The sequence below is a fragment of the Shimia isoporae genome, assembly GCF_004346865.1.
Lineage (GTDB): Bacteria > Pseudomonadota > Alphaproteobacteria > Rhodobacterales > Rhodobacteraceae > Shimia > Shimia isoporae.
Map to the genome: position 1 here is coordinate 268,499 of NZ_SMGR01000004.1, position 19,158 is coordinate 287,656.

The 19,158-nt window shown below is 55.6% G+C and carries 19 protein-coding genes, 1 tRNA gene and 1 pseudogene; 12 read left to right on the forward strand and 9 right to left on the reverse strand.

The annotated features are described in order from the left end of the window. The first annotated feature begins 135 nt into the window (after positions 1–135). Both BXY66_RS18200 and BXY66_RS18205 read left to right on the forward strand, forming a co-directional pair. Positions 136–1,356, forward strand: a complete 1,221-nt coding sequence (locus tag BXY66_RS18200; RefSeq protein WP_132861826.1) for a phenylacetate--CoA ligase family protein — start codon at positions 136–138, stop codon at positions 1,354–1,356. 139 nt (positions 1,357–1,495) lie between these two features. After that, complete coding sequence (locus BXY66_RS18205; RefSeq protein WP_132861827.1) at positions 1,496–1,789, forward strand: hypothetical protein; 294 nt, start codon at positions 1,496–1,498, stop codon at positions 1,787–1,789. An 11-nt stretch (positions 1,790–1,800) separates the two neighbouring features. Here BXY66_RS18205 and BXY66_RS20765 read toward each other — a convergent pair. The 3 genes and pseudogenes from BXY66_RS20765 to BXY66_RS20530 all read right to left on the reverse strand — a co-directional run bounded on the left by BXY66_RS20765 (position 1,801) and on the right by BXY66_RS20530 (position 3,583). Continuing rightward, positions 1,801–2,882: pseudogene (locus tag BXY66_RS20765) on the reverse strand (GSCFA domain-containing protein). After that, positions 2,879–3,373, reverse strand: a complete 495-nt coding sequence (locus BXY66_RS18220) for a hypothetical protein (protein WP_132861829.1) — start codon at positions 3,371–3,373, stop codon at positions 2,879–2,881. Before BXY66_RS18220 ends, BXY66_RS20765 begins: the two are co-directional and overlap by 4 nt. 48 nt (positions 3,374–3,421) lie before the next feature. After that, the gene (locus BXY66_RS20530) at positions 3,422–3,583 is read right to left on the reverse strand and encodes a hypothetical protein (RefSeq protein ID WP_165929242.1); all 162 of its coding nucleotides are present in this window, start codon (positions 3,581–3,583) and stop codon (positions 3,422–3,424) included. A gap of 190 nt (positions 3,584–3,773) precedes the next feature. Here BXY66_RS20530 and BXY66_RS18225 point away from each other — a divergent pair, with 190 nt between their 5' ends. Then, positions 3,774–4,073, forward strand: coding sequence for a hypothetical protein (locus BXY66_RS18225; protein ID WP_132861830.1), 300 nt, complete (start codon positions 3,774–3,776; stop codon positions 4,071–4,073). Positions 4,074–4,445: 372 nt separating this feature from the next. Here the strand turns inward: BXY66_RS18225 and ykgO are convergent, their stop codons facing one another. Next, positions 4,446–4,571, reverse strand: a complete 126-nt coding sequence (ykgO, locus tag BXY66_RS18230; RefSeq protein WP_054004448.1) for a type B 50S ribosomal protein L36 — start codon at positions 4,569–4,571, stop codon at positions 4,446–4,448. A 79-nt stretch (positions 4,572–4,650) separates the two neighbouring features. Further along, positions 4,651–4,725, reverse strand: a tRNA-Val gene (locus BXY66_RS18235). A 148-nt stretch (positions 4,726–4,873) separates the two neighbouring features. Here BXY66_RS18235 and BXY66_RS18240 point away from each other — a divergent pair. Together BXY66_RS18240 and BXY66_RS18245 are read left to right on the forward strand one after the other, a co-directional pair. Next, on the forward strand, positions 4,874–5,737 hold the full coding sequence (locus BXY66_RS18240; RefSeq protein ID WP_132861831.1) for an N-formylglutamate amidohydrolase: 864 nt from the start codon (positions 4,874–4,876) through the stop codon (positions 5,735–5,737). An 82-nt stretch (positions 5,738–5,819) separates the two neighbouring features. Continuing rightward, positions 5,820–6,770 (forward strand): cation efflux transmembrane domain-containing protein, encoded by a 951-nt coding sequence (locus tag BXY66_RS18245; protein WP_132861832.1) that lies wholly within the window; start codon positions 5,820–5,822, stop codon positions 6,768–6,770. A gap of 13 nt (positions 6,771–6,783) precedes the next feature. Here BXY66_RS18245 and BXY66_RS18250 read toward each other — a convergent pair whose 3' ends face one another. Beyond that, a complete protein-coding gene (locus BXY66_RS18250) occupies positions 6,784–8,037 on the reverse strand; it encodes a DNA polymerase IV (RefSeq protein ID WP_132861833.1) in 1,254 nt (417 codons plus the stop codon). Between the two features lie 25 nt (positions 8,038–8,062). Between BXY66_RS18250 and BXY66_RS18255 the strand changes: the two genes are divergently transcribed. After that, on the forward strand, positions 8,063–8,491 hold the full coding sequence (locus BXY66_RS18255; RefSeq protein ID WP_132861834.1) for an NUDIX hydrolase: 429 nt from the start codon (positions 8,063–8,065) through the stop codon (positions 8,489–8,491). Here BXY66_RS18255 and pyrF read toward each other — a convergent pair whose 3' ends face one another. The 3 genes from pyrF to BXY66_RS18270 form a co-directional block, all read right to left on the reverse strand. Beyond that, the gene (pyrF, locus tag BXY66_RS18260) at positions 8,492–9,211 is read right to left on the reverse strand and encodes an orotidine-5'-phosphate decarboxylase (protein WP_132861835.1); all 720 of its coding nucleotides are present in this window, start codon (positions 9,209–9,211) and stop codon (positions 8,492–8,494) included. It abuts the gene before it with no gap. A gap of 71 nt (positions 9,212–9,282) precedes the next feature. Further along, entirely contained in the window at positions 9,283–9,984 is a 702-nt protein-coding gene (locus BXY66_RS18265) for a methyltransferase (RefSeq protein ID WP_132861836.1), read from the reverse strand. Between the two features lie 43 nt (positions 9,985–10,027). Then, the gene (locus tag BXY66_RS18270; protein WP_132861837.1) at positions 10,028–10,291 is read right to left on the reverse strand and encodes a hypothetical protein; all 264 of its coding nucleotides are present in this window, start codon (positions 10,289–10,291) and stop codon (positions 10,028–10,030) included. 254 nt (positions 10,292–10,545) lie between these two features. Here BXY66_RS18270 and clpB point away from each other — a divergent pair, with 254 nt between their 5' ends. From clpB to msrQ, 6 genes are all read left to right on the forward strand, one after another. Further along, entirely contained in the window at positions 10,546–13,161 is a 2,616-nt protein-coding gene (clpB, locus tag BXY66_RS18275) for an ATP-dependent chaperone ClpB (protein ID WP_132861838.1), read from the forward strand. 445 nt (positions 13,162–13,606) lie between these two features. Further along, a complete protein-coding gene (locus tag BXY66_RS18280; RefSeq protein ID WP_132861839.1) occupies positions 13,607–15,310 on the forward strand; it encodes an amidohydrolase in 1,704 nt (567 codons plus the stop codon). Positions 15,311–15,420: 110 nt separating this feature from the next. Then, positions 15,421–16,914, forward strand: a complete 1,494-nt coding sequence (locus BXY66_RS18285; RefSeq protein ID WP_425057082.1) for an FMN-binding glutamate synthase family protein — start codon at positions 15,421–15,423, stop codon at positions 16,912–16,914. 116 nt (positions 16,915–17,030) lie between these two features. Further along, positions 17,031–17,933 (forward strand): protein-methionine-sulfoxide reductase catalytic subunit MsrP, encoded by a 903-nt coding sequence (gene msrP / locus BXY66_RS18290; protein WP_132861840.1) that lies wholly within the window; start codon positions 17,031–17,033, stop codon positions 17,931–17,933. A gap of 2 nt (positions 17,934–17,935) precedes the next feature. Continuing rightward, positions 17,936–18,166 (forward strand): GDCCVxC domain-containing (seleno)protein, encoded by a 231-nt coding sequence (locus tag BXY66_RS20725; protein WP_132861841.1) that lies wholly within the window; start codon positions 17,936–17,938, stop codon positions 18,164–18,166. A gap of 4 nt (positions 18,167–18,170) precedes the next feature. Beyond that, positions 18,171–18,776: a protein-methionine-sulfoxide reductase heme-binding subunit MsrQ gene (gene msrQ, locus BXY66_RS18300; protein WP_132861862.1), complete on the forward strand. Its 606-nt coding sequence runs from the start codon at positions 18,171–18,173 to the stop codon at positions 18,774–18,776. Positions 18,777–19,158: the final 382 nt, after the last annotated feature.

The window sequence follows — 19,158 nt, forward strand, 5'->3', positions numbered from 1 at the left end:
TTTCGGGCGCGAATTTCCGCCCCGACCCCGCCCAACCAGGGCTTTCGAAATTCCCGTTCCGCGCGCAGTTCACAGGCGCGGTGCGTCCTCCATTTGCCGCGTGAAACCGGCCTGTGACACACAAAGGATGGCATCATGAGCCGCTTTTTTGACGAGTTGGAAACCCGTAGCGAAGATCAGCGTTCAGCAGATCTGTCAGACGCTCTGCCGCGCCAGATGTCCCGTGCAAAGGCGTTGCCGGGTTTCGCTGACGCATTGGCTGACATTGACCCAGCATCGATCGCCTCAATAGAAGCGCTCGCTTCCTTGCCGGTTCTGCGCAAATCCGAACTGGGTGCCGCGCAAAAGGCAAATGGTCCGCTGGGCGGATTCGCCGATCTGAGCAACCCCAATCTCGTTCATGTCTTTCAGTCACCTGGGCCGATTTACGAACCTGGCGGACAATCATCGGACTGGTTCCGTTTTGGGCGAGTGCTTCATGCCGTTGGAATTGGCTCTGACGATATCGTCCAGAACTGTTTCAGCTATCACCTGACGCCCGCCGGCATGATGTTTGAAAGCGGCGCGCGCGCAGTGGGTGCCAAAGTGCTGCCAGCAGGTGTTGGTCAGACTGAAATGCAGGTGCGTGCTGCGGCCGACATTGGCACAACCGCCTATGCAGGAACTCCGGACTATCTCAAAGTTATCCTCGATAAAGCGGAGGAAATGGGAGAAAAGCTGGCGATCTCCAAGGCTACCGTGGGTGGCGGGGCGCTGTTTCCGTCTCTTCGCAAGGAATACGCGGACCGTGGCATCACTTGCCTGCAGGGTTATGGCACCGCCGATCTCGGCTCGATCGCCTACGAATCCGATGCCATGGAAGGCATGATCATCGACGAAGGTGTGATCGTGGAAATTGTCACCCCCGGCACCGGCACGCCCGTTGCGCCGGGTGAGGTGGGCGAAGTGGTCGTGACCACGCTCAACCCCGATTACCCGCTTGTCCGTTTTGCCACCGGCGACCTCTCCGCCGTCCTTCCCGGGCAAAGCCCTTGCGGGCGGACCAACATGCGCATCAAAGGTTGGATGGGCCGCGCCGATCAGACCGCAAAGATCAAAGGCATGTTTGTCCGCCCCGAGCAGGTCGCTGCGCTGGTGGCGAAACACGACGAAATATCAAAAGCGCGGGTCATCGCCACCCGCTCTGGAGAGATGGACGTAATGACCGTTCAGATCGAATCTCCCGCGGGTGATGCTGATGCATACGGAGCCTCTGTTGCTGATGCTCTGAAACTCAAGGGCAAGGTCGAAATTGTCGCCCCGGGTAGCCTGCCCAAAGACGGTATCGTCATAGAAGACCTGCGCAAATACGACTGACAACCTCTCCGTTGCGCTATGCGGTGCATGAGCCGCATAGCGACTTTACCCGCCCAGACTGGGCGGGTTTTTTCTGTTTGGACGAAGCAATAAAGCCTGCGCTAAACTATAGGCGACCCCCTCATCAAGGAGATGCCGAATGCCTCGACTTTTGCTGGTGTCCTTGTTTGCACTTGTCGCAACTCAGCCACCTCTTGCCGCGCAACAGGAGCGCCTGATCCCGCTCGTTGACGGGCGCACGTGCTGGACGGAAACCTCCAACCGCTGCTTCCGTTACAATGCAAACCGTCGCGTGGCGACCAGGGCGGGGTTCGGCAATGTGCGCGTTCCCGCCGACTTAGAGGCAAAACCCGGCTTTATCACAGAAAGCGGTTTTGTCGCCATCGAACGCGCGATCAATAAACAAACGGGAGGACAGGTTTACGGTCGATGAGGCGGTAAGCTTTATTGATTGTCGATTCCCGCTTCGTCACAAAAGGCTTCCAGCGCCTCATTTATGCGTTCGCTGCGAAGGTCTGGCTTTCGCTGGTGGCTATTCAGTTGTTGCCCTGTGCTCGGATTCTGGTCGCTTACGGAAGCAAAGTGTTTGAGGAAGAGCCGCATCACATGCTGAACTCCGGCAGGTCTGACTTCTCGTGCATCCTCAGCAAAGTACCGCCCGCGAGTATGGGGGCTGGTGATGATGTCGTAGGAGGGAAAATAGACACAGTTCGGCAGGTCACGGACGCATTTTTCCGCAGCGATTCTCAGGACAGCTTTCGACCAGTTTGTTGACACAAGCACATGGCGCGGCTCGTACGTTGCATTGAGAGGAACCGGCGACACCGTCAAAATATTTTCACATCCGGTCGTATCGTCCGAATAGCTTTCAGGGTTTCCAGAAGGTCTTCGAAGACCTCTTCTTCATCAAAGTTTTTGAACTCAACAGAGTCGGGATCAAATTCCCCGCCCGATACGCCTGGCGCAAGGGGGAACGCTGCACCATCTCGACGGTCGATCCATGCTTCTGTGAGCCCAAGTGTAAAAACAAAGACATCCATTTCCTCTAAGGCTTTACGAACCGCAGCAAGATGGACTTGTCGGTCGACCTCAAGTTCTCGAGCACTCAAGAAGCCACCGGGTTGAATGTTCGGACGAAAAGGGTCAACCACACCGTCTCCTGAAGTGTGGCTCCATGACGTTGCCACAGGAACAAACTTCCCGTAGGCACGATCAATCAACTGTCGCAGTTGGCGCGCCGTATAAACGTTTCCATAGCGCGCAGCAAAGACACCGTAGTTGTGTTTGTTCGCAATCGGCGGAGGGAAAATGGCATGCGCCCGTTCAGTAACGTGGTGTCTAAATCCTGCGCGTCTCAAGGCACGCCCGACGTGCTGCGCGAAGCAACTGCCGGCGGTCACAACACGATCAGTTTTCGAAATTTGAAATGGTGGTTTGCTAACCGGATCCAAACTTCTCCAGTCGGAAATCCCAGGCTCGCGCTTCCAGAATTGGGCGTCCGGCTTGCCAACGTAGGGGTGTGTCATCGCGTAGCCTCAACCTGTGTTAAAATGACGTCGAGCATTGCATCCCCGAAGTCCTGATTGGCGTGGGTGGGATCGTGTTGCGTGAATGCATCCCTAAGAAATCCGTCAGCCCGTACCAAGGATTCATGAATGTCGATAAAGTCAGCGTTGTTTCTGTCTGCAGCACATTTCAGAATCTTCGTCTGAATTTTGTACATCAAAAGTCGGAGCTCAGACGGCGCCAAATCGTCTTGAGTGAAGTCTGCGTTTTTGCCGAAGTCCATTTTTTCAATCTCGTAGGTCTCCGCCGACGGTGGCACGTTCACGTAGAAACGCCGAGAGTCTGGAAACGCTTCGAAAATATGGGCAATCAACTCAATATCTGAATTCTGTTCAATAAAGTCTTCCATCATTTTGTAGGGAACAAAATGCCGAGCTGCATCCGGATCCGGCACCGAACCAGAAACGCTTTCTCCAATTGAAAAGGGTACCTGGTGCTCGATCAAGCTCAATCGGTTGTATTGATTGCCTCGTACACAAAGACACACGGCTTCGGGTTGTTATTGCGCTGCCTTGGCGCCTAACTGTGCGAGGATTGCCTCGTTTGTGTCGCCTCCTGCGATATGCCGAATATTAATAATTTCGACCTGATCCTGATCACTGCGCGCCACAGCTCGGTGCATGCTAGCTACATGGCTGTGCCCGATAATTAAAAGCTTCATGAGCGCTCCCTTGCTGGCGAAAGAGCCGTACAATCTCACCACATGCACAATCAGCCCATATTCCAGTTCACTTGTCACGCTCGCAAATCCTGAAGGTGCGATGCACCACTTCTCGACTGACCGCAAAATTGTGTTTGGACCATCGTTCGATTGCAGGCGTATTATGGCACTATCTCAATAGGAGCTTATTATGGTTCGCTACATAATCGCGGGTCTTTTTTTGATTGTTGCTGCCCCGCTCACCTCGGCACCGACACCTGCAATGGCGCAGTCCGAACGCCTGATTCCGCTCGTCGACGGCCGCACTTGCTGGAAAGAAGGATCGCGTCGTTGCTTCCGCTATTCAACAAACAGTCGTCGAGCGCATCGAGCAGGTTTCCGGTCGATCTACGTTCCACCTCAAGCAGAGGCCAAGCCGGGTTACATCACGGAAAGTACGTTTATCGAGATCGAACGGACGATCAACAAACAGACCGGCGGCAACCGTTAGGCTTGAGGCAGCGTCACTGAAAGTGTTGCGGTGCAATATTGATGTGGGCATTCCGGTTCCCGCGACAGGCAGTTTACTTGCTTCAAACCTGGGTGGAGTTCAGATGAGCAATTGGTCCTGATTGTTCGAACCGATTCCAAAAATCACAATGACTTCTACAAGCGGCCGGTTGCAGATTTTGACCTGGCCGCAACTGTTGGACGTAAAACCAGAAAACGAAAATTCTTTCTTAGTAGGAAGCCCGCGGGTGGAGCGCGAGAAAATCCAAGTGTCTACTGGAGTGTAGAGTTGTCGGTTGCAAAAACAAAAAAACCGCCCCACGGGGCGGTTCTTCAGCGCTGTGATCGTAGGCGGGCCAAAAGGCCCGAACCATCAGCCCTGACGTGCTTTGAAGCGACGCTGGGTCTTGTTGATCACATAAACACGGCCCTTGCGGCGCACAATGCGGCAGTCGCGGTGCCGGTTCTTGAGCGAACGGAGCGAGTTCTTGACTTTCATAGTCCTTCTCCTCTTATCGCGGCGCGGCGTGCGCCTCTGGGTTGCGGGTGCTTCGACCTCGGTCAAAGCGGTGAATTCATGGTGGGCGATACTGGGATCGAACCAGTGACCCCTTCGATGTCAACGAAGTGCTCTACCGCTGAGCTAATCGCCCGATCCGACACAAATTCCACACCCCCCAACAAAAGGGGGCGCGGGGATTCCGCGCCGGTAGCGGGGTCTATAAAAGGAGTCGGCGGGGGGATCAAGGCCTTTCGGCCCATATATTTTTCAGCCTATATTTTTCTGTGACAGGAGACGCAATGCAAAACCCCTCTTTCACAGTTCAGATGCCCGAAGTGCGCAACTCGGCGGTCGTCTTTGCTTCTCCACACAGTGGAAGCAGCTATCCGGACTGGTTCGTAAAGGCGTCGCTTCTGGACAGCCACACAATCCGGTCTTCCGAAGATGCCTTTGTGGATCAGTTGTTTGATTGTGTTCCGCATTTTGGGGCCCCTTTGCTAAAGGCACATGCGCCGCGCGCGTTTCTGGATCTGAACAGGTCTCAAGATGAACTGGATCCGGCGCTGATCGAAGGGGTGCGGAAGATCGGGCACAACCCGCGTGTCGCGTCTGGGCTGGGCGTGATTCCGCGCGTCGTGGCCAATGGGCGACCGATCTACTATGGCAAGATGACACGTGCAGAGGCTCATCAACGGATCGAAACCTACTGGCGGCCATATCATCTTGCACTCCAGAACCTGCTGACCGAGTCGCGCACGAGTTTTGGCCGTGCAATTCTGGTGGATTGCCATTCGATGCCGCGTGAGGCTGTCACCTCCGGCCTGCGTCCGGGATCGCGCCGCCCGGAAATCGTCATAGGCGACCGGTTTGGCGCAGCTGCACATACAGAAATCGTTGATGAAGTCGCCGCCGCCTTCGAGGATGAGGGATTTGCCGTGGCTCGCAACTCCCCGTTTGCTGGCGCCTATGTCACGCAAACCTATGGCCGACCGGCGCGTGGTCAGCACGCAGTTCAAATTGAAATCGACCGGTCTCTTTATATGGATGAGGCCAAGATCACGCCGCACGAGGGATTTGGTGTGCTCAAGGCGCGGCTTGCCAAGGTGGTGCGGAAGATTGCGGATATTGGCCGTTTGGAGCGAGAACCCTTGGCTGCGGAGTAGTCGTCTCTTCAAACTGGCTTGCCATGATTGAAGACGTTCCTAAATCTGGCACAAGGTAACAAAGGTGACCAAGGAGACGGGAATGGACAAGGCGCAAATCAAGCAAATTGAGGCACGCACCCTGGTTATCGCGATGTGTGGCAGCGTCTTCATGGGCGTCGCGGGCGTCGCCGCTGCCGTACTTTCAAACTCCACCGCGATCCTGATGGATGGCATGTTCTCTCTGATCGGTTTCACATCCGCTCTGATCGGTCGCAAAATCAGTCTCAACGCTGGCGCCGCGCCCGACCGATTTCGCCCGCTCGGCTACGCTGCGGACGAGGCGGTTTTCGTAACCTTCCGGTCGTTGTCGCTGATCGGCCTGATTCTTTTCGCGGCCGGATCTGCAGGGATGAATATTGCTAACTATCTCTCTGGTGAGCCTGTCGCCGAGTTGCACTACGCACCCATGTTCGTCTACTTCGTCGTTGTTGGGGCGACGTGTTTTGGACTTTGGGCCCTTCATCACAGGACGTGGAAGAGAACAGGCAAAAACAGCGAAATCCTGCGCCTTGAATCCAAAGCAGCGGCCGTGGATGGCGCGCTTACATTTGGCACATTTGCCGGTCTCGGAATCATCTTCCTTCTCGGAGACGGTGTCTTAGCGCCTATCGCACCCATCGGCGACAGCATTGTGGTTATTGTTTTATGTGCAGGATCAATCTGGCAAATCTGGCGGGAAATGTTGGGCGGGGTTGGCGAGCTTCTCGGCGTCACAGCGCGACCAGATGTGATTGCCAAGGTGCGTCGTGCAATCCGTGACAGAATGGAGGCTGCGCCGGGTGAGATGACGGACCTGTCCGTGGTGAAACTCGGGCGGACCTATCTTGTCAGTGTTTACTGCAATCCCAGACAAGCCATCACCGCACAGGAAATCGACGCTTTGAACATTGCGCTGATTGCTGATGTCAAAAAGGTGCTTCCCAATTCTGATGTGATGCTTTGTATCTCCGAGTTTCCGCGCAGCTGGCCGGACGGCATGGTGCCTGACTGATTCCAAGAAGGCATCACCGCATCGAGCGACCCTTCAGGATGGCGTCAGAGCCGAACCGCTTGCGAATTTCGTCGGTCGCCCGCTCGGCTTTCGCCCGTTGCTCTGCCCTCGGATCCAGCAAGTCGCCAGACAGGTCGGCCTGTTCTGATGGTACGAGGTCGGCAAGCCCTACGCCCAAAAGACGATAAGGGCCTTCATCACCCACCTGATCAAATAGTCCCCTCGCTGTCCGGTAAAGTGTGTCCGCCATCTGTGTCGCATCGCGAAGGCTCACGCGACGGCTGATCGAACTGTGGTTCGCCCGCTTGAGTTTAAGCGTCACTACACGTCCGGCGAGGTCCTTGGCCTTGGCTCTGTCTGAAACTTTTTCGGCCATTCGCCAAATATGCCCGTCCAGAACATCCGTGTTGGCCGTATCCTCGAAAAAGGTGGTTTCGTTGCTGATGCTCTTCATTGGTGTGCTTGATGAAACCCGACGTTTGTCCATCCCTCTGGCGAGGTGCCACAATCGGTAGCCCATATTGCCGAACCGCGCGATAAGGTCTTCCTGCTCCCAGCGAAGCAGGTCGGTAAACGTCCTGATCCCTGCGCGTTCGAGACTTTCTTGCGCGACGGGGCCGATCCCCCAAATCAACCGAACAGGCTTATCGCGCAAGAAGTCCTCTGTTTCTGCGGCGCCGATCACGGAAAACCCGCGTGGCTTGTCCAGATCGCTGGCGACCTTTGCCAAGAACTTGTTGTGACTCAGCCCGATGGAACCCGTGATCCCCAGTTCATCCTTCATGCGCTTCACCAATTGGGCCAGCATGACCGCAGGGGGTACACCATGCAGGCGCTCGGTTCCCGTTAAGTCCATAAAGGCTTCATCCAGTGACAACGGTTCGATCACAGGCGTCATTTCGTCCATCATCTTGCGGATGTCGCGACTAATTTCGGCGTACACCGACATGCGCGGTTTGATGACCACCGCGTCAGGGCATAGTTTAAGGGCCTGAAACATTGGCATCGCAGACCGAACGCCTCGAATTCTCGCCACATAGCAGGCTGTGGAAACCACCCCTCTTTTTCCGCCACCGATTATGACGGGTTTATCGATCAGCTCAGGGTTATCTCTCTTCTCGACACTGGCGTAAAATGCATCACAATCCATATGTGCAATGGAGAGAGAAAAAAGCTCGGGGTGACTGGTAACGCGCATGCTGCCGCAGGCCGGACAGCGTGGTCCGGTTTCCAAAGTCTTAAGACAGTCGCGGCAGAGTGACGGCATCGGAGCGATCTTTGGTGATTGAGCAATGAGTATAACAGCTGCGGCCTGGACCGACAGATCGTTTCGCGGAACAAAGCTCATGCTGTTTGCGGGCGGAAAGCTCGTCACTCTGCTGCGCGACAACAACCCGTCCATCCCGTGGCCAAATTATTGGGATTTTCCCGGTGGTGGACGAGAAGGCGGCGAAAACGCAGTAGAATGTACACTGCGGGAAACCCGTGAAGAAGTGGGTATTGAACTGACCCCGTCGGCGCTTGAGTGGGCGAAGCTTTACCATCGCGAGAATCACTTCACATGGTTTTTCGCTGCAACGCTGCCGGCGGCAAGCATCTCGGCCATCCATCTGGGAGAAGAAGGACAAAGTTGGCGATTGATGACGCCTCGAGAATACCTGACGCATTCTCGCGGCATCCCCCATTTCCAAACCCGGCTGGCGGACTATCTGGCTGCCTGATCAGCGGTTGGGTTGTTTTGCCTGTACCGAAGACATCTCCGCCACAATAGCTTGCGCAGCAGCGCGGGGGTCCGGAGATCTCCACACCGGACGACCGACTACAATATGGTCCACGCCGTCGGCTACAGCGTTGGCGGGTGTCGCGACGCGTTTCTGATCGCCAAGATCGGCTCCGGCAGGGCGCACCCCGGGGGTCACAATCAAACGTCCTTCACTCTCTGGCAGCGCACGAATCAAAGCAGCCTCTTGCGGCGAGGCGATAACGCCGTCTGCACCAGCATTGAATGCATTGCCCGCACGTTCGATCACCAGATCTTTTACATCGCCGTCCTTTATCAGGCATCCGTCCAGATCGTTGCGGTCCAACGACGTCAGAATGGTCACACCCAAAATCTTCAGGTTGCTACCCGCTGCGCCTTCTTTGGCGGCTTTCACCACATGCGGATCGCCATGCACGGTAAGGAAATCCAGGTCAAACTGGGCCAGTCCACGAACTGCGGCTTCGACTGTCGCGCCAATATCGAAGAGCTTCATATCAAGGAAGATTTTCTTCCCGTGTTCATCCTTCAACTCATTGGCCAAAGCCAGCCCACCACCTGTCAGCATCCCGAGGCCAATTTTGTAGAAAGACACCGCATCGCCAATCGTTTCGGCCAGCTTCAATCCCTCCAGGGCGTTGGGTACATCTAAGGCGACGATCAGGCGGTCATCTGCGGTCATTGGAAAACTCCGTTGCTGGCGCTGGGGAAACTTGACGGTTCAATACTGTCGGCAAGTCTCGCTCGCAACCCTCAGCGGTTTCCATACAGCCACTCCATGTCGGGCTTCTCGGTGCAATACCAGTGAACCCAGATATAGCAATGTTGGAAAAAGGCCACGACCAGAGCGTTCCAGCTGTCGAACACCAGTGCAATCCCCCACATACCGAGAAACGCGAGGCCGTACATTGCGTTGCTGGTGAACTTGAACGCGCCTTCGCTGACCATTGGCATCCTGACAATTTCATCCCGGAAGTGGTCACCTCCGACTGCGCGGCGAATTGTGAAATACTTGAATACGGAATGCATGACCCACCCAGCAAGACCGATGAACGCCACGCCAACCAACCATTCGGCCCATCGAGGTTCGTTCAAGGAAGTATCGTCGGCCCACCCAGTCAGGATCACGGTTACCGGTCTGGCGACAAGCAGCGGTAGAAAAATTCGCGTCCAGATTTCGAGGTCCCGCTCTCCCAAAATGCGCGACAACAGTGCTCGATGAAGTTGCAGCCGAAATACAAAGGCTACGACGACTTGATGAACAATCGCCAGAATGATGGAAATCTTGGCCCATTGTGGAGCCGTGAGCCAAAGTAAGCGCGGACCCTCGTCCGCAGGGCTCAAAAGCGCGAATGCGCCAACGGTTAGCAACAAGGCCAGCCCCAGATGCTGTGGCTGGCCCTCGATAATGTCACGCCAATCGGAACGCGCTCGGATAGTGGAAAGCGATGTCATACCGACAGTCTCGACTGGCAGACCGAGACTGTCCAGTCCCTCGCTATTGGGCCGCTTCGGGCATCAGCCCCGGAGCAAACGAAAGTTCTTCTCTACCTGTACGGATTTCCGGCATGCGGCTGATCTGGCGCAGAGCTTCGCGGATAAGGGCCAGTCGCCCCTCACCTTCGCGGCGTTCAGCTGCCGCCGGTACCTGGCACAACAGTCTTACGTCCCGCAATTCGCTGCTCAAAGAAACAACAGCCGACAACTCGCCAAGAGTCTGACGATACGTCGGGTTGGAAATATGAATGTCGGTCACATGCATAGTGTGGCCTCCTTATAGTGTACTGCGTCACTGGCTACTGTGTCTCTGAAATGGGGCGAAATTGGACGGCAGTTAAGGTTTCTTTAAGCCTTTCATTCCCCTCAACCGTTGGGAGAAATGGCCGAATGCCATATTCTCGCCCCCAATTCTTGAAACCGCGCATGTGTCCTCCCACATCGGATGTGAGGCCCAAAATGGGACGCGCCGCCAAGCGGGCGTTCCGACATCAGGGCGCTTGGAAAAAGGAGAAAACCATGGACTTGAGCAAGTTCACGGAGCGGTCTCGCGGCTTCGTTCAGGCAGCGCAGACAATCGCGATGCGGGAAAGCCACCAGCGGCTGACCCCTGAACACCTATTGAAGGCTTTGATGGATGACGACCAGGGTCTGGCCGCCAATCTGATTAACCGTTCCGGCGGTGACGCCGTCCGGGTCAGGGAAGCCGTAGACGCAGCAGTCACCAAACTACCACAGGTGTCCGGCGACACCGGTCAACCATATCTCGACAGCGCCACCGGAAAGGTTTTGGGCGAGGCCGAAACGCTGGCAAAGAAGGCCGGTGACAGCTTCGTCCCCGTAGAACGCGTTCTCATGGCGCTCGTGATGGTCAAATCCAAAGCCAAAGACGCGCTCGAAGCAGGCAAAGTAACTGCCCAAGCGCTGAATGCGGCGATCAACGACATTCGCAAGGGTCGAACGGCTGACAGTGCGTCGGCCGAAGAAGGCTACGACGCACTTAAAAAATATGCTCAGGACCTGACTGAGCGCGCCGCCGAAGGCAAGATCGACCCCATTATTGGCAGGGACGACGAAATTCGCCGCGCCATGCAGGTACTCAGCCGCCGAACCAAGAACAATCCCGTAATGATCGGCGAGCCGGGCGTGGGTAAAACCGCCATCGCCGAAGGTATGGCCCTGCGCATTGTGAACGGGGATGTGCCGGAAAGCCTGCGCAACAAAAAGCTTCTTGCGCTGGACATGGGCGCATTGATTGCGGGCGCGAAATACCGCGGCGAGTTCGAGGAACGCCTCAAAGCCGTTTTGACCGAAGTCACCGAAGCAGCAGGCGAAATTATCCTGTTCATCGACGAGATGCATACGCTCGTTGGCGCCGGCAAAACCGACGGCGCAATGGATGCGGCCAACCTGATCAAGCCGGCGCTTGCACGCGGAGAGTTGCACTGTATCGGTGCGACCACGCTGGATGAGTACCGTAAGTACGTCGAAAAGGACGCCGCCCTTGCGCGCCGCTTCCAGCCGGTCATGGTCGAAGAACCGACGGTTGAGGACACCATCTCGATCTTGCGCGGCATCAAGGAGAAGTATGAGCTTCATCACGGGGTCCGGATATCCGACTCCGCGTTGGTTGCCGCCTCAACGCTAAGCCACCGCTACATCACCGACCGCTTCTTGCCGGACAAGGCCATCGACCTCGTGGACGAGGCCGCCTCTCGACTGCGCATGGAAGTGGACAGCAAGCCCGAAGAACTTGACGCGCTCGACCGCCAGATCCTGCAGTTGCAGATCGAAGAAGAGGCGCTGAAACTTGAGGACGATGCTGCGTCTGTGGATCGCTTGGAAACCCTGCAAAAGGACCTGGCAGACTTGCAGGAAAAATCCGCCGAGATGACCGCCAAGTGGCAAGCTGGCCGAGACAAGCTGGCATCAGCGCGCGACCTCAAGGAGGCGCTCGATCAAGCTCGCGCTGATCTTGACATCGCCAAACGCGAAGGCAACCTCGCCCGAGCAGGCGAACTGTCGTATGGCGTGATCCCCGAGCTTGAGAAAAAGCTGGAGGATGCTGAAGCGGCTGAAGGCGAAATGACTGTTGAAGAAGCGGTTCGCCCGGAACAGATCGCGCAAGTGGTCGAGCGCTGGACAGGAATCCCGACGTCCAAGATGCTCGAAGGCGAACGTGAAAAGCTCCTGCGCATGGAGGACGATCTGCATCGTCGGGTAATTGGCCAGAACTCCGCAGTCAAAGCGCTGTCCAATGCCGTGCGCCGTGCGCGGGCAGGTCTCAATGACGAGAACCGTCCACTGGGCAGCTTCCTGTTTCTAGGTCCGACCGGGGTCGGTAAGACCGAGTTGACCAAGGCCGTGGCGGAGTTTCTGTTTGACGACGACAACGCCATGGTGCGTATCGACATGTCCGAGTTCATGGAGAAGCATGCCGTCGCACGTTTGATCGGCGCGCCTCCCGGTTACGTCGGTTATGACGAGGGCGGTGTCTTGACCGAAGCCGTGCGCCGTCGCCCCTATCAGGTGGTGCTCTTTGACGAAGTTGAAAAGGCCCATCCGGACGTTTTCAACGTGCTCCTTCAGGTGCTCGATGACGGGGTTTTGACCGATGGTCAGGGTCGCACTGTCGACTTCAAGCAAACGTTGATCATCCTGACGTCGAACCTTGGCGCACAAGCCCTGAGCCAGTTGCCGGAAGGTGCTGACGCTTCGGACGCGCGTCGCGATGTGATGGATGCGGTGCGGGCGCACTTCCGTCCGGAGTTCCTGAATCGTCTGGACGAAACGATCATTTTTGATCGCCTCGCGCGGGCCGATATGGATGGCATCGTCGAGATTCAACTGGCGCGCCTCAAGAAGCGCCTCGAGGGTCGCAAGATCGGTATCGAGCTTGATGACGCCGCGCAGAAATGGCTGGCGGATGAGGGTTACGACCCGGTTTTTGGCGCACGACCGCTCAAGCGAGTGATACAGCGCGCACTACAAAACCCGCTGGCTGAGGCGCTTCTTGCCGGAGAAATCAAAGACGGCGACACGGTTCCCGTAACCGCCGGAGCCGAAGGCCTCCTGATTGGCGATCGCGTGGGATCATCCGAAAACCCAAAACCGGATGATGCGGTTGTTCACTGAGTCAATCAGATGAACGTTAAAAAGATAAAGGCGGCGACGACAGTTGCCGCCATTTCTGACTCGGGTTGTCAGAGCAAAGGCGAAACACTAACAGATTGAATGTCGGCTTTTTAGTTTTGAAAGTGAACAAATTTAGCGACCGAATTTCTGGCGGCGGACCTTGGCTTACAACTCCCGAATTTAGCAAAAAATAGCGCAAACTCAAAAAGTTAACGCAAGTCTGCGTTGCAAGATTGACGTTTGAAGCGTGGCGCACGCAGCGCTATCTTTTCACTCGGCAAGCCAGTGTTTGTGGCCCGGGTTTCGGACGCCGCTCGGTTTGCCCCGAATTGTTTCTTAGCTGTAGATCACTGCAAGTCGGCGATACCTGGAAAGGTATCGGCTCAGAAAAACTTTGCGTGTCCTACCGGGCAATTCGGTCCCTTGATGACAACAGGAGACCTCCATGTCTTTGAGCAAAGCCAAGCTGCTCGCAGCTGCCTCTTCACTCGCAATGTTACCGATTTCTTCGTTCGCGGCAGACCAGACCATGTTTGTGAACGGGTCCATCTGGACAGCCAACGACGAATTACCCACAGCGGAGGCGGTTGTAATCGAAGGCGATACAATCACATTTGTGGGGACTGAAGCTGACGCACGCACTGCGGCACCTGTTGCCAGTGTAGTTGACTTGAACGGCCAGATGTTGATGCCGGGTTTCCATGACACACACATCCACACAGATTGGGTGGCAGCTGCAATCGCGCTCAAGTGTGACTTGTCGGGTAAAGGCACGCCCGAGGATGTGGCCGCTGTTATCCGGGCTTGTGACGCCGAATTGCCTGAAGGTGAGTGGCTGATTGGATCGGGTTGGGCGCTCGGTGCGTTCGAAGACGCGGCACCCTCACGCGAGTTCATAGACTCCATCCTGCCTGATCGTCCGTTCTTTGCGGTTGCCGAAGACGGGCATAATGGCTGGGCCAACTCCAAAGGTTTTGAAATGGCGGGGATCACCAAGGACACCCCCGATCCCGAGAACGGATGGATACTGCACACCGAGGATGGAGAGCTTCAAGGCACGCTGCGCGAATACGCGATGTTCCTGTTTGACGACCACATCCCTGTTTATGACGCAGACGACTACGCGGTGGCCTACCGAGAGTTCATGAAAGCCGTAAACGAAAAGGGCATAACCACAGTAATCGACCCGTGGGGAACAGCGGACAACCTTGGATACGCGACCGAGGTGCTGGAAGCCGGCGACGCGACCGTTCGCATCAATTTCGCCATGTACGTAGACCCTGCTTATGACGGCGACCTGTCCGAATACAGCGATTGGTTTGCACCGGAAGGAGACTGGATCCAGGTCGACCAGATCAAATACTGGCTCGATGGCGTTTACGAGGCGCAGACCGCCGCCACCACTGAGGAATATGTCGGGCTGGGTCACAAGGGCAAATTGTTCTACGACACGGAAAAGCTGAAAGACTGGACCACTCAATTCGAGAAAATGGGCTATTCGATCCATATGCACGCCATAGGGGATCGGGCCGTGAAGCAGGCTCTTGATGTTCTGGAGCACAGCCGCGATTCCCGCGGTGCTGAAACCAACAACCGACCTTATCTCGCACATGGCTACCACATTGACCCTGCCGATTTCGACCGGATCAAGGCCGCCGACGCGACCGTGAACATGACCATGCTCTGGCGGCAGAACAACGACTCGATGGTCTATCTCAACAAGCCATACCTGACCAAGGAGATCTACGAGTCCTTGATGCCGGCTGCCGACGTCATCGACGCAGGGATTAACTTTGCAGGCGGCTCCGACAGTCCCGTTGGACAGCTCAATCCGCTTGCCTCCATCGAAGTCGCTGTAACTGGTGATGTGGTGCCATACTTTGAGGGCGGATACTTCTGGGAGAATCAGGAAACATGGGCCGGTCGCAAGGTGGCGCTTGAGGATATGCTCAAAGCGTACACAATCTGGGCTGCGGTTGCCGAAGGCGACCAGGACCGGTTGGGTTCGCTGGAGGTAGGTAAGAAAGCCGACTTGATCGTTCTGGAACATGATCTCTTCGAAATCGATCCGCACAGCATCTATGAAACCAAAGTCACCAAGACCATCGTCGATGGCAAAGTGGTCTTCGAGCGCAAGGGGTCCTTGTAACTTAGGCTATAAATAATGTGAAAGGCCCGTCATCCTTGGCGGGCCTTTTTGCATTGCGCACTTCTTTGCGGCACCGCACTCTGTCGTCATAGCCAGACAGGAGCCAAGCGATGGAAAACACCATGGAAACCGCCTTTGATGTCGTCAACTTCTTGGGTCTTCTGTTTGTTCTTATATTTGGCATTTTGGTTGCCATTGCGATTGTTCTCTTTGTCATCGATCGGTCCCAAACCGGAGACGCAATCCGGCGCAACTATCCAGTTATCGGAAGATTCCGGCACCTGTTTTCAGAACTGGGTGAGTTTTTTCGCCAGTACTTTTTTGCGATGGACCGTGAAGAGCTGCCATTCAACCGAGCGCAACGAGAATGGGTCGGGCGTGCCGGTGAAGGCAAAGGCAATACAGTGGCTTTTGGGTCCACCCGCAACCTTGCTGTTCCGGGAACTCCGATTTTTGTGAATGATCCTTTCCCGCCACTCGATGATGAATATGCCAGCACCGAGCCGTTGCTGATTGGCCAGACAGCACGCATTCCCTATCTGGCACCGTCCATCTTCAATATCTCGGGTATGAGCTATGGCGCGATTTCCAAACCCGCGGTGCAATCGCTGTCGCGCGGAGCGAATGAGGCCGGTGTTTGGCTAAACACGGGAGAGGGGGGGCTTTCTCCTTTCCATCTCGAAGGCGGATGCGACCTTGTTTATCAAATCGGCACCGCAAAATTTGGCGTTCGCGACGAACACGGCAACCTGTCGGATGAAAAGCTGCGCGAAGTCGCAGCCCATGACAGTATGCGCATGTTCGAAATTAAGATGGCTCAGGGTGCCAAGCCGGGCAAAGGCGGGATTTTGCCCGGAGAGAAAGTCACAGAAGAAATTGCCGCAATCCGCGGTCTTCGCATTGGACAGGACGGTATCTCGCCGAACCGCCATCGTGAAATCGACACCTATGACCATCTGCTCGACATGATTGCCCACATTCGGGACGTCACAGGCAAGCCGGTTGGGATCAAGACCGTCGTCGGGTCCGAAGAAGCATTCCGAGAGTTCTTTGAAATCATTTCTCGACGCGCGGAAGACTCACCGGACTTCATCACCATTGATGGCGGAGAAGGAGGCACTGGCGCAGCACCAATGCCGTTGATCGACCTGGTCGGTATGCCTGTTCGGGAAGCGCTGCCATTGGTGGCGGACCTGCGCGAGGAATACGGATTGAACGATCGCATACGTCTGGTTGCCTCCGGCAAGCTGGTAAACCCCGGCGACATTGCCTGGGCGTTGGCGGCAGGCGCAGATTTTGTCACTTCAGCGCGGGGTTTTATGTTTGCGCTTGGCTGTATTCAGGCACTCAAATGCAACAAAAATACCTGCCCCACAGGCATCACGACCCATGATCCGCGTTTCCAGAAGGGACTTGTCGTAGAGCGAAAATACACCCGTGTTGCTCGATATGCCAAAGCGATCGTCAAAGAAGTCGAAACAATCGCGCATTCGGTGGGCGTGTCGGAGCCACGCAAGCTGCGCCGACGGCATGTCCGGTTGGTTCAACCCAATGGCCGTTCGGTGCCGATGAACGAAGTGTTTCCGAGACCTTCTGCGCGCTAGGCGATGAAAGCCGTCGTACACTCTGTTACAGTTCGCCCACACCATCGTGAGACCGTGTGTCTGGCGCGACCAAACTACCTCCGTATATGTCTGGATTCAGGACAAGGGAGACTTCAATGGCGTACCGCTGGAAAAATACACTGACTCATGACGACGTGACCCCACAGGGCGCCTATCTCAATCGTCGCCAGATAATGGCCGGCATGGCGGGCCTTGGACTGACGGCCATCGCACCAAAGTCTCAGGCTGCTGCAGAGCTGACCCCTACCGAATTTGATGTGATCACACAGTACAACAATTTTTACGATTTCGGAACGGACAAGGGCGATCCGGCAAAGCACGCCCATCGACTAACGACAAAGCCTTGGACCATAACGATTGATGGGATGGTGGATAATCCGGGCGACTATGACTTCGCTGACATTATGTCCAAGATGACAATCGAAGAACGCATCTACCGTTTCCGTTGTGTAGAAGCCTGGTCGATGGTTGTTCCTTGGAATGGATTTGAGCTTAAAGACTTGCTCGATCTTGCGGGTGTTCAATCCACGGCCAAATACGTGGCCTTTGAAACTCTATTTCGACCCGAGGAAATGATTGGCCAACAGCGCCCCTTCCTGGATTGGCCATATGTTGAGGGCCTGAGACTGGATGAGGCCAATCATCCTCTCACGATTGTGGCGACCGGCATCTATGGAAAAGACATGCCCAAGCAAAACGGCGCGCCGTTGCGCTTGGTGGTTCCGTGGAAATACGGGTTCAAGTCGATCAAATCTATCGTTCGGATCACTCTCACCGATAAGGAACCCCCCACCAGTTGGAACAAGGCGATTCCCTCAGAATACGGCTTCTATTCCAACGTGAACCCAAACGTGAATCACCCTCGTTGGTCGCAGGCGTCTGAGCGTCCCATCGGGGGCGGGCTTTTTGCCAAACGAATCCCAACCTTGATGTTCAATGGTTACGAAGAGGATGTTGCCGGTCTCTACGAAGGTATGGACCTCGCGAAGAACTACTGACCATGGCCTCCGTTGTCCTCATATCCGAAGTGACCTGTCCGGACTGCGGGCACGAAGAGTCACATCAGATGCCAGAAGATATGTGCCAGTACTTTATGGAGTGCGCTTCATGCGGCGCGCTTCTCAAACCGCTTGCCGGAGACTGTTGCGTGTTTTGCTCGTATGGCACCGCGCCTTGTCCACCGGTTCAGCAGGGTGACGATTGCTGCGGCACCAATGATCAGGCCACCTGACGGAATGACCGACACGTTCAATAGCCTGATCCGCCGCATACCAAAGTGGCTCTTATATACTGTGGCAGCCTTCTATCCAGCTTGGCTCTTATATAGTGGCCTTACTGGTGGTTTGGGCGTCGATCCGGTCAAGGCAATGGAGCACGCACTGGGCAAGGTCGGATTGCAGTTGATTGTGTTGGGTCTGATTGTGACACCGCTGCGCTCATTGTCGGGTGTGTCTCTGTTACCGTTGCGCCGTGTTATCGGTGTGGTGGCCTTCTCCTATATACTACTGCACTTCGCGGTTTGGTTGGTGCTCGATGTCCAGATTCTGTCCCAGATATGGGCCGACATACTCAAGCGTCCTTATGTAACGGTAGGCATGGTCGGACTCGTCCTACTTCTTCCCCTGGCGCTTACGTCCAATAACTGGTCGGTGCGCAAGCTGGGTCCCCGGTGGCGCAAACTGCACAAGCTGACTTATCCGGCGGCGCTCTTTGGCGTGGCACACTATCTTATGCAGTCTCGGGGATTTCAGTACGAACCACTCATCTATGTCGGTGTGGTTGTCCTGCTTGTGGCATGGCGCCTGCTGCCCAGACGTCGCCCCGCCGCCAAGACCAGCTGACGATACCGACGCAATACCGACGCTTTGCCGACGTTTTGCAGCCAGCCCAATTTTTCCCCCGCCGACTCGCTCCAACCTTCTGTGGGCATCTGATTCCTCGGAATCCGGTCTGAATCGCCACCTGACTCGCGGGTTCATGTGGGCTTTCCTGTGGATAACTGCGTAGGCGGGCATCTGAACAAAAGGTTAATGGCCAATTTGGCGTGTTTGTGCTGGCCTCTACAAAAAATCGCCAACCTAAGATATTGAAAATAAATAACTTTCAAGAAAACTTCAAAAAAAGGCAGAAAACCTGAAAAAAGCGCTTGCGGCTGTTGGTAGTAAACCTTAGAACCCCCCTCACCGGCGGCGCTGAGGCGCTAACGGGACGCCAGACGGGGCG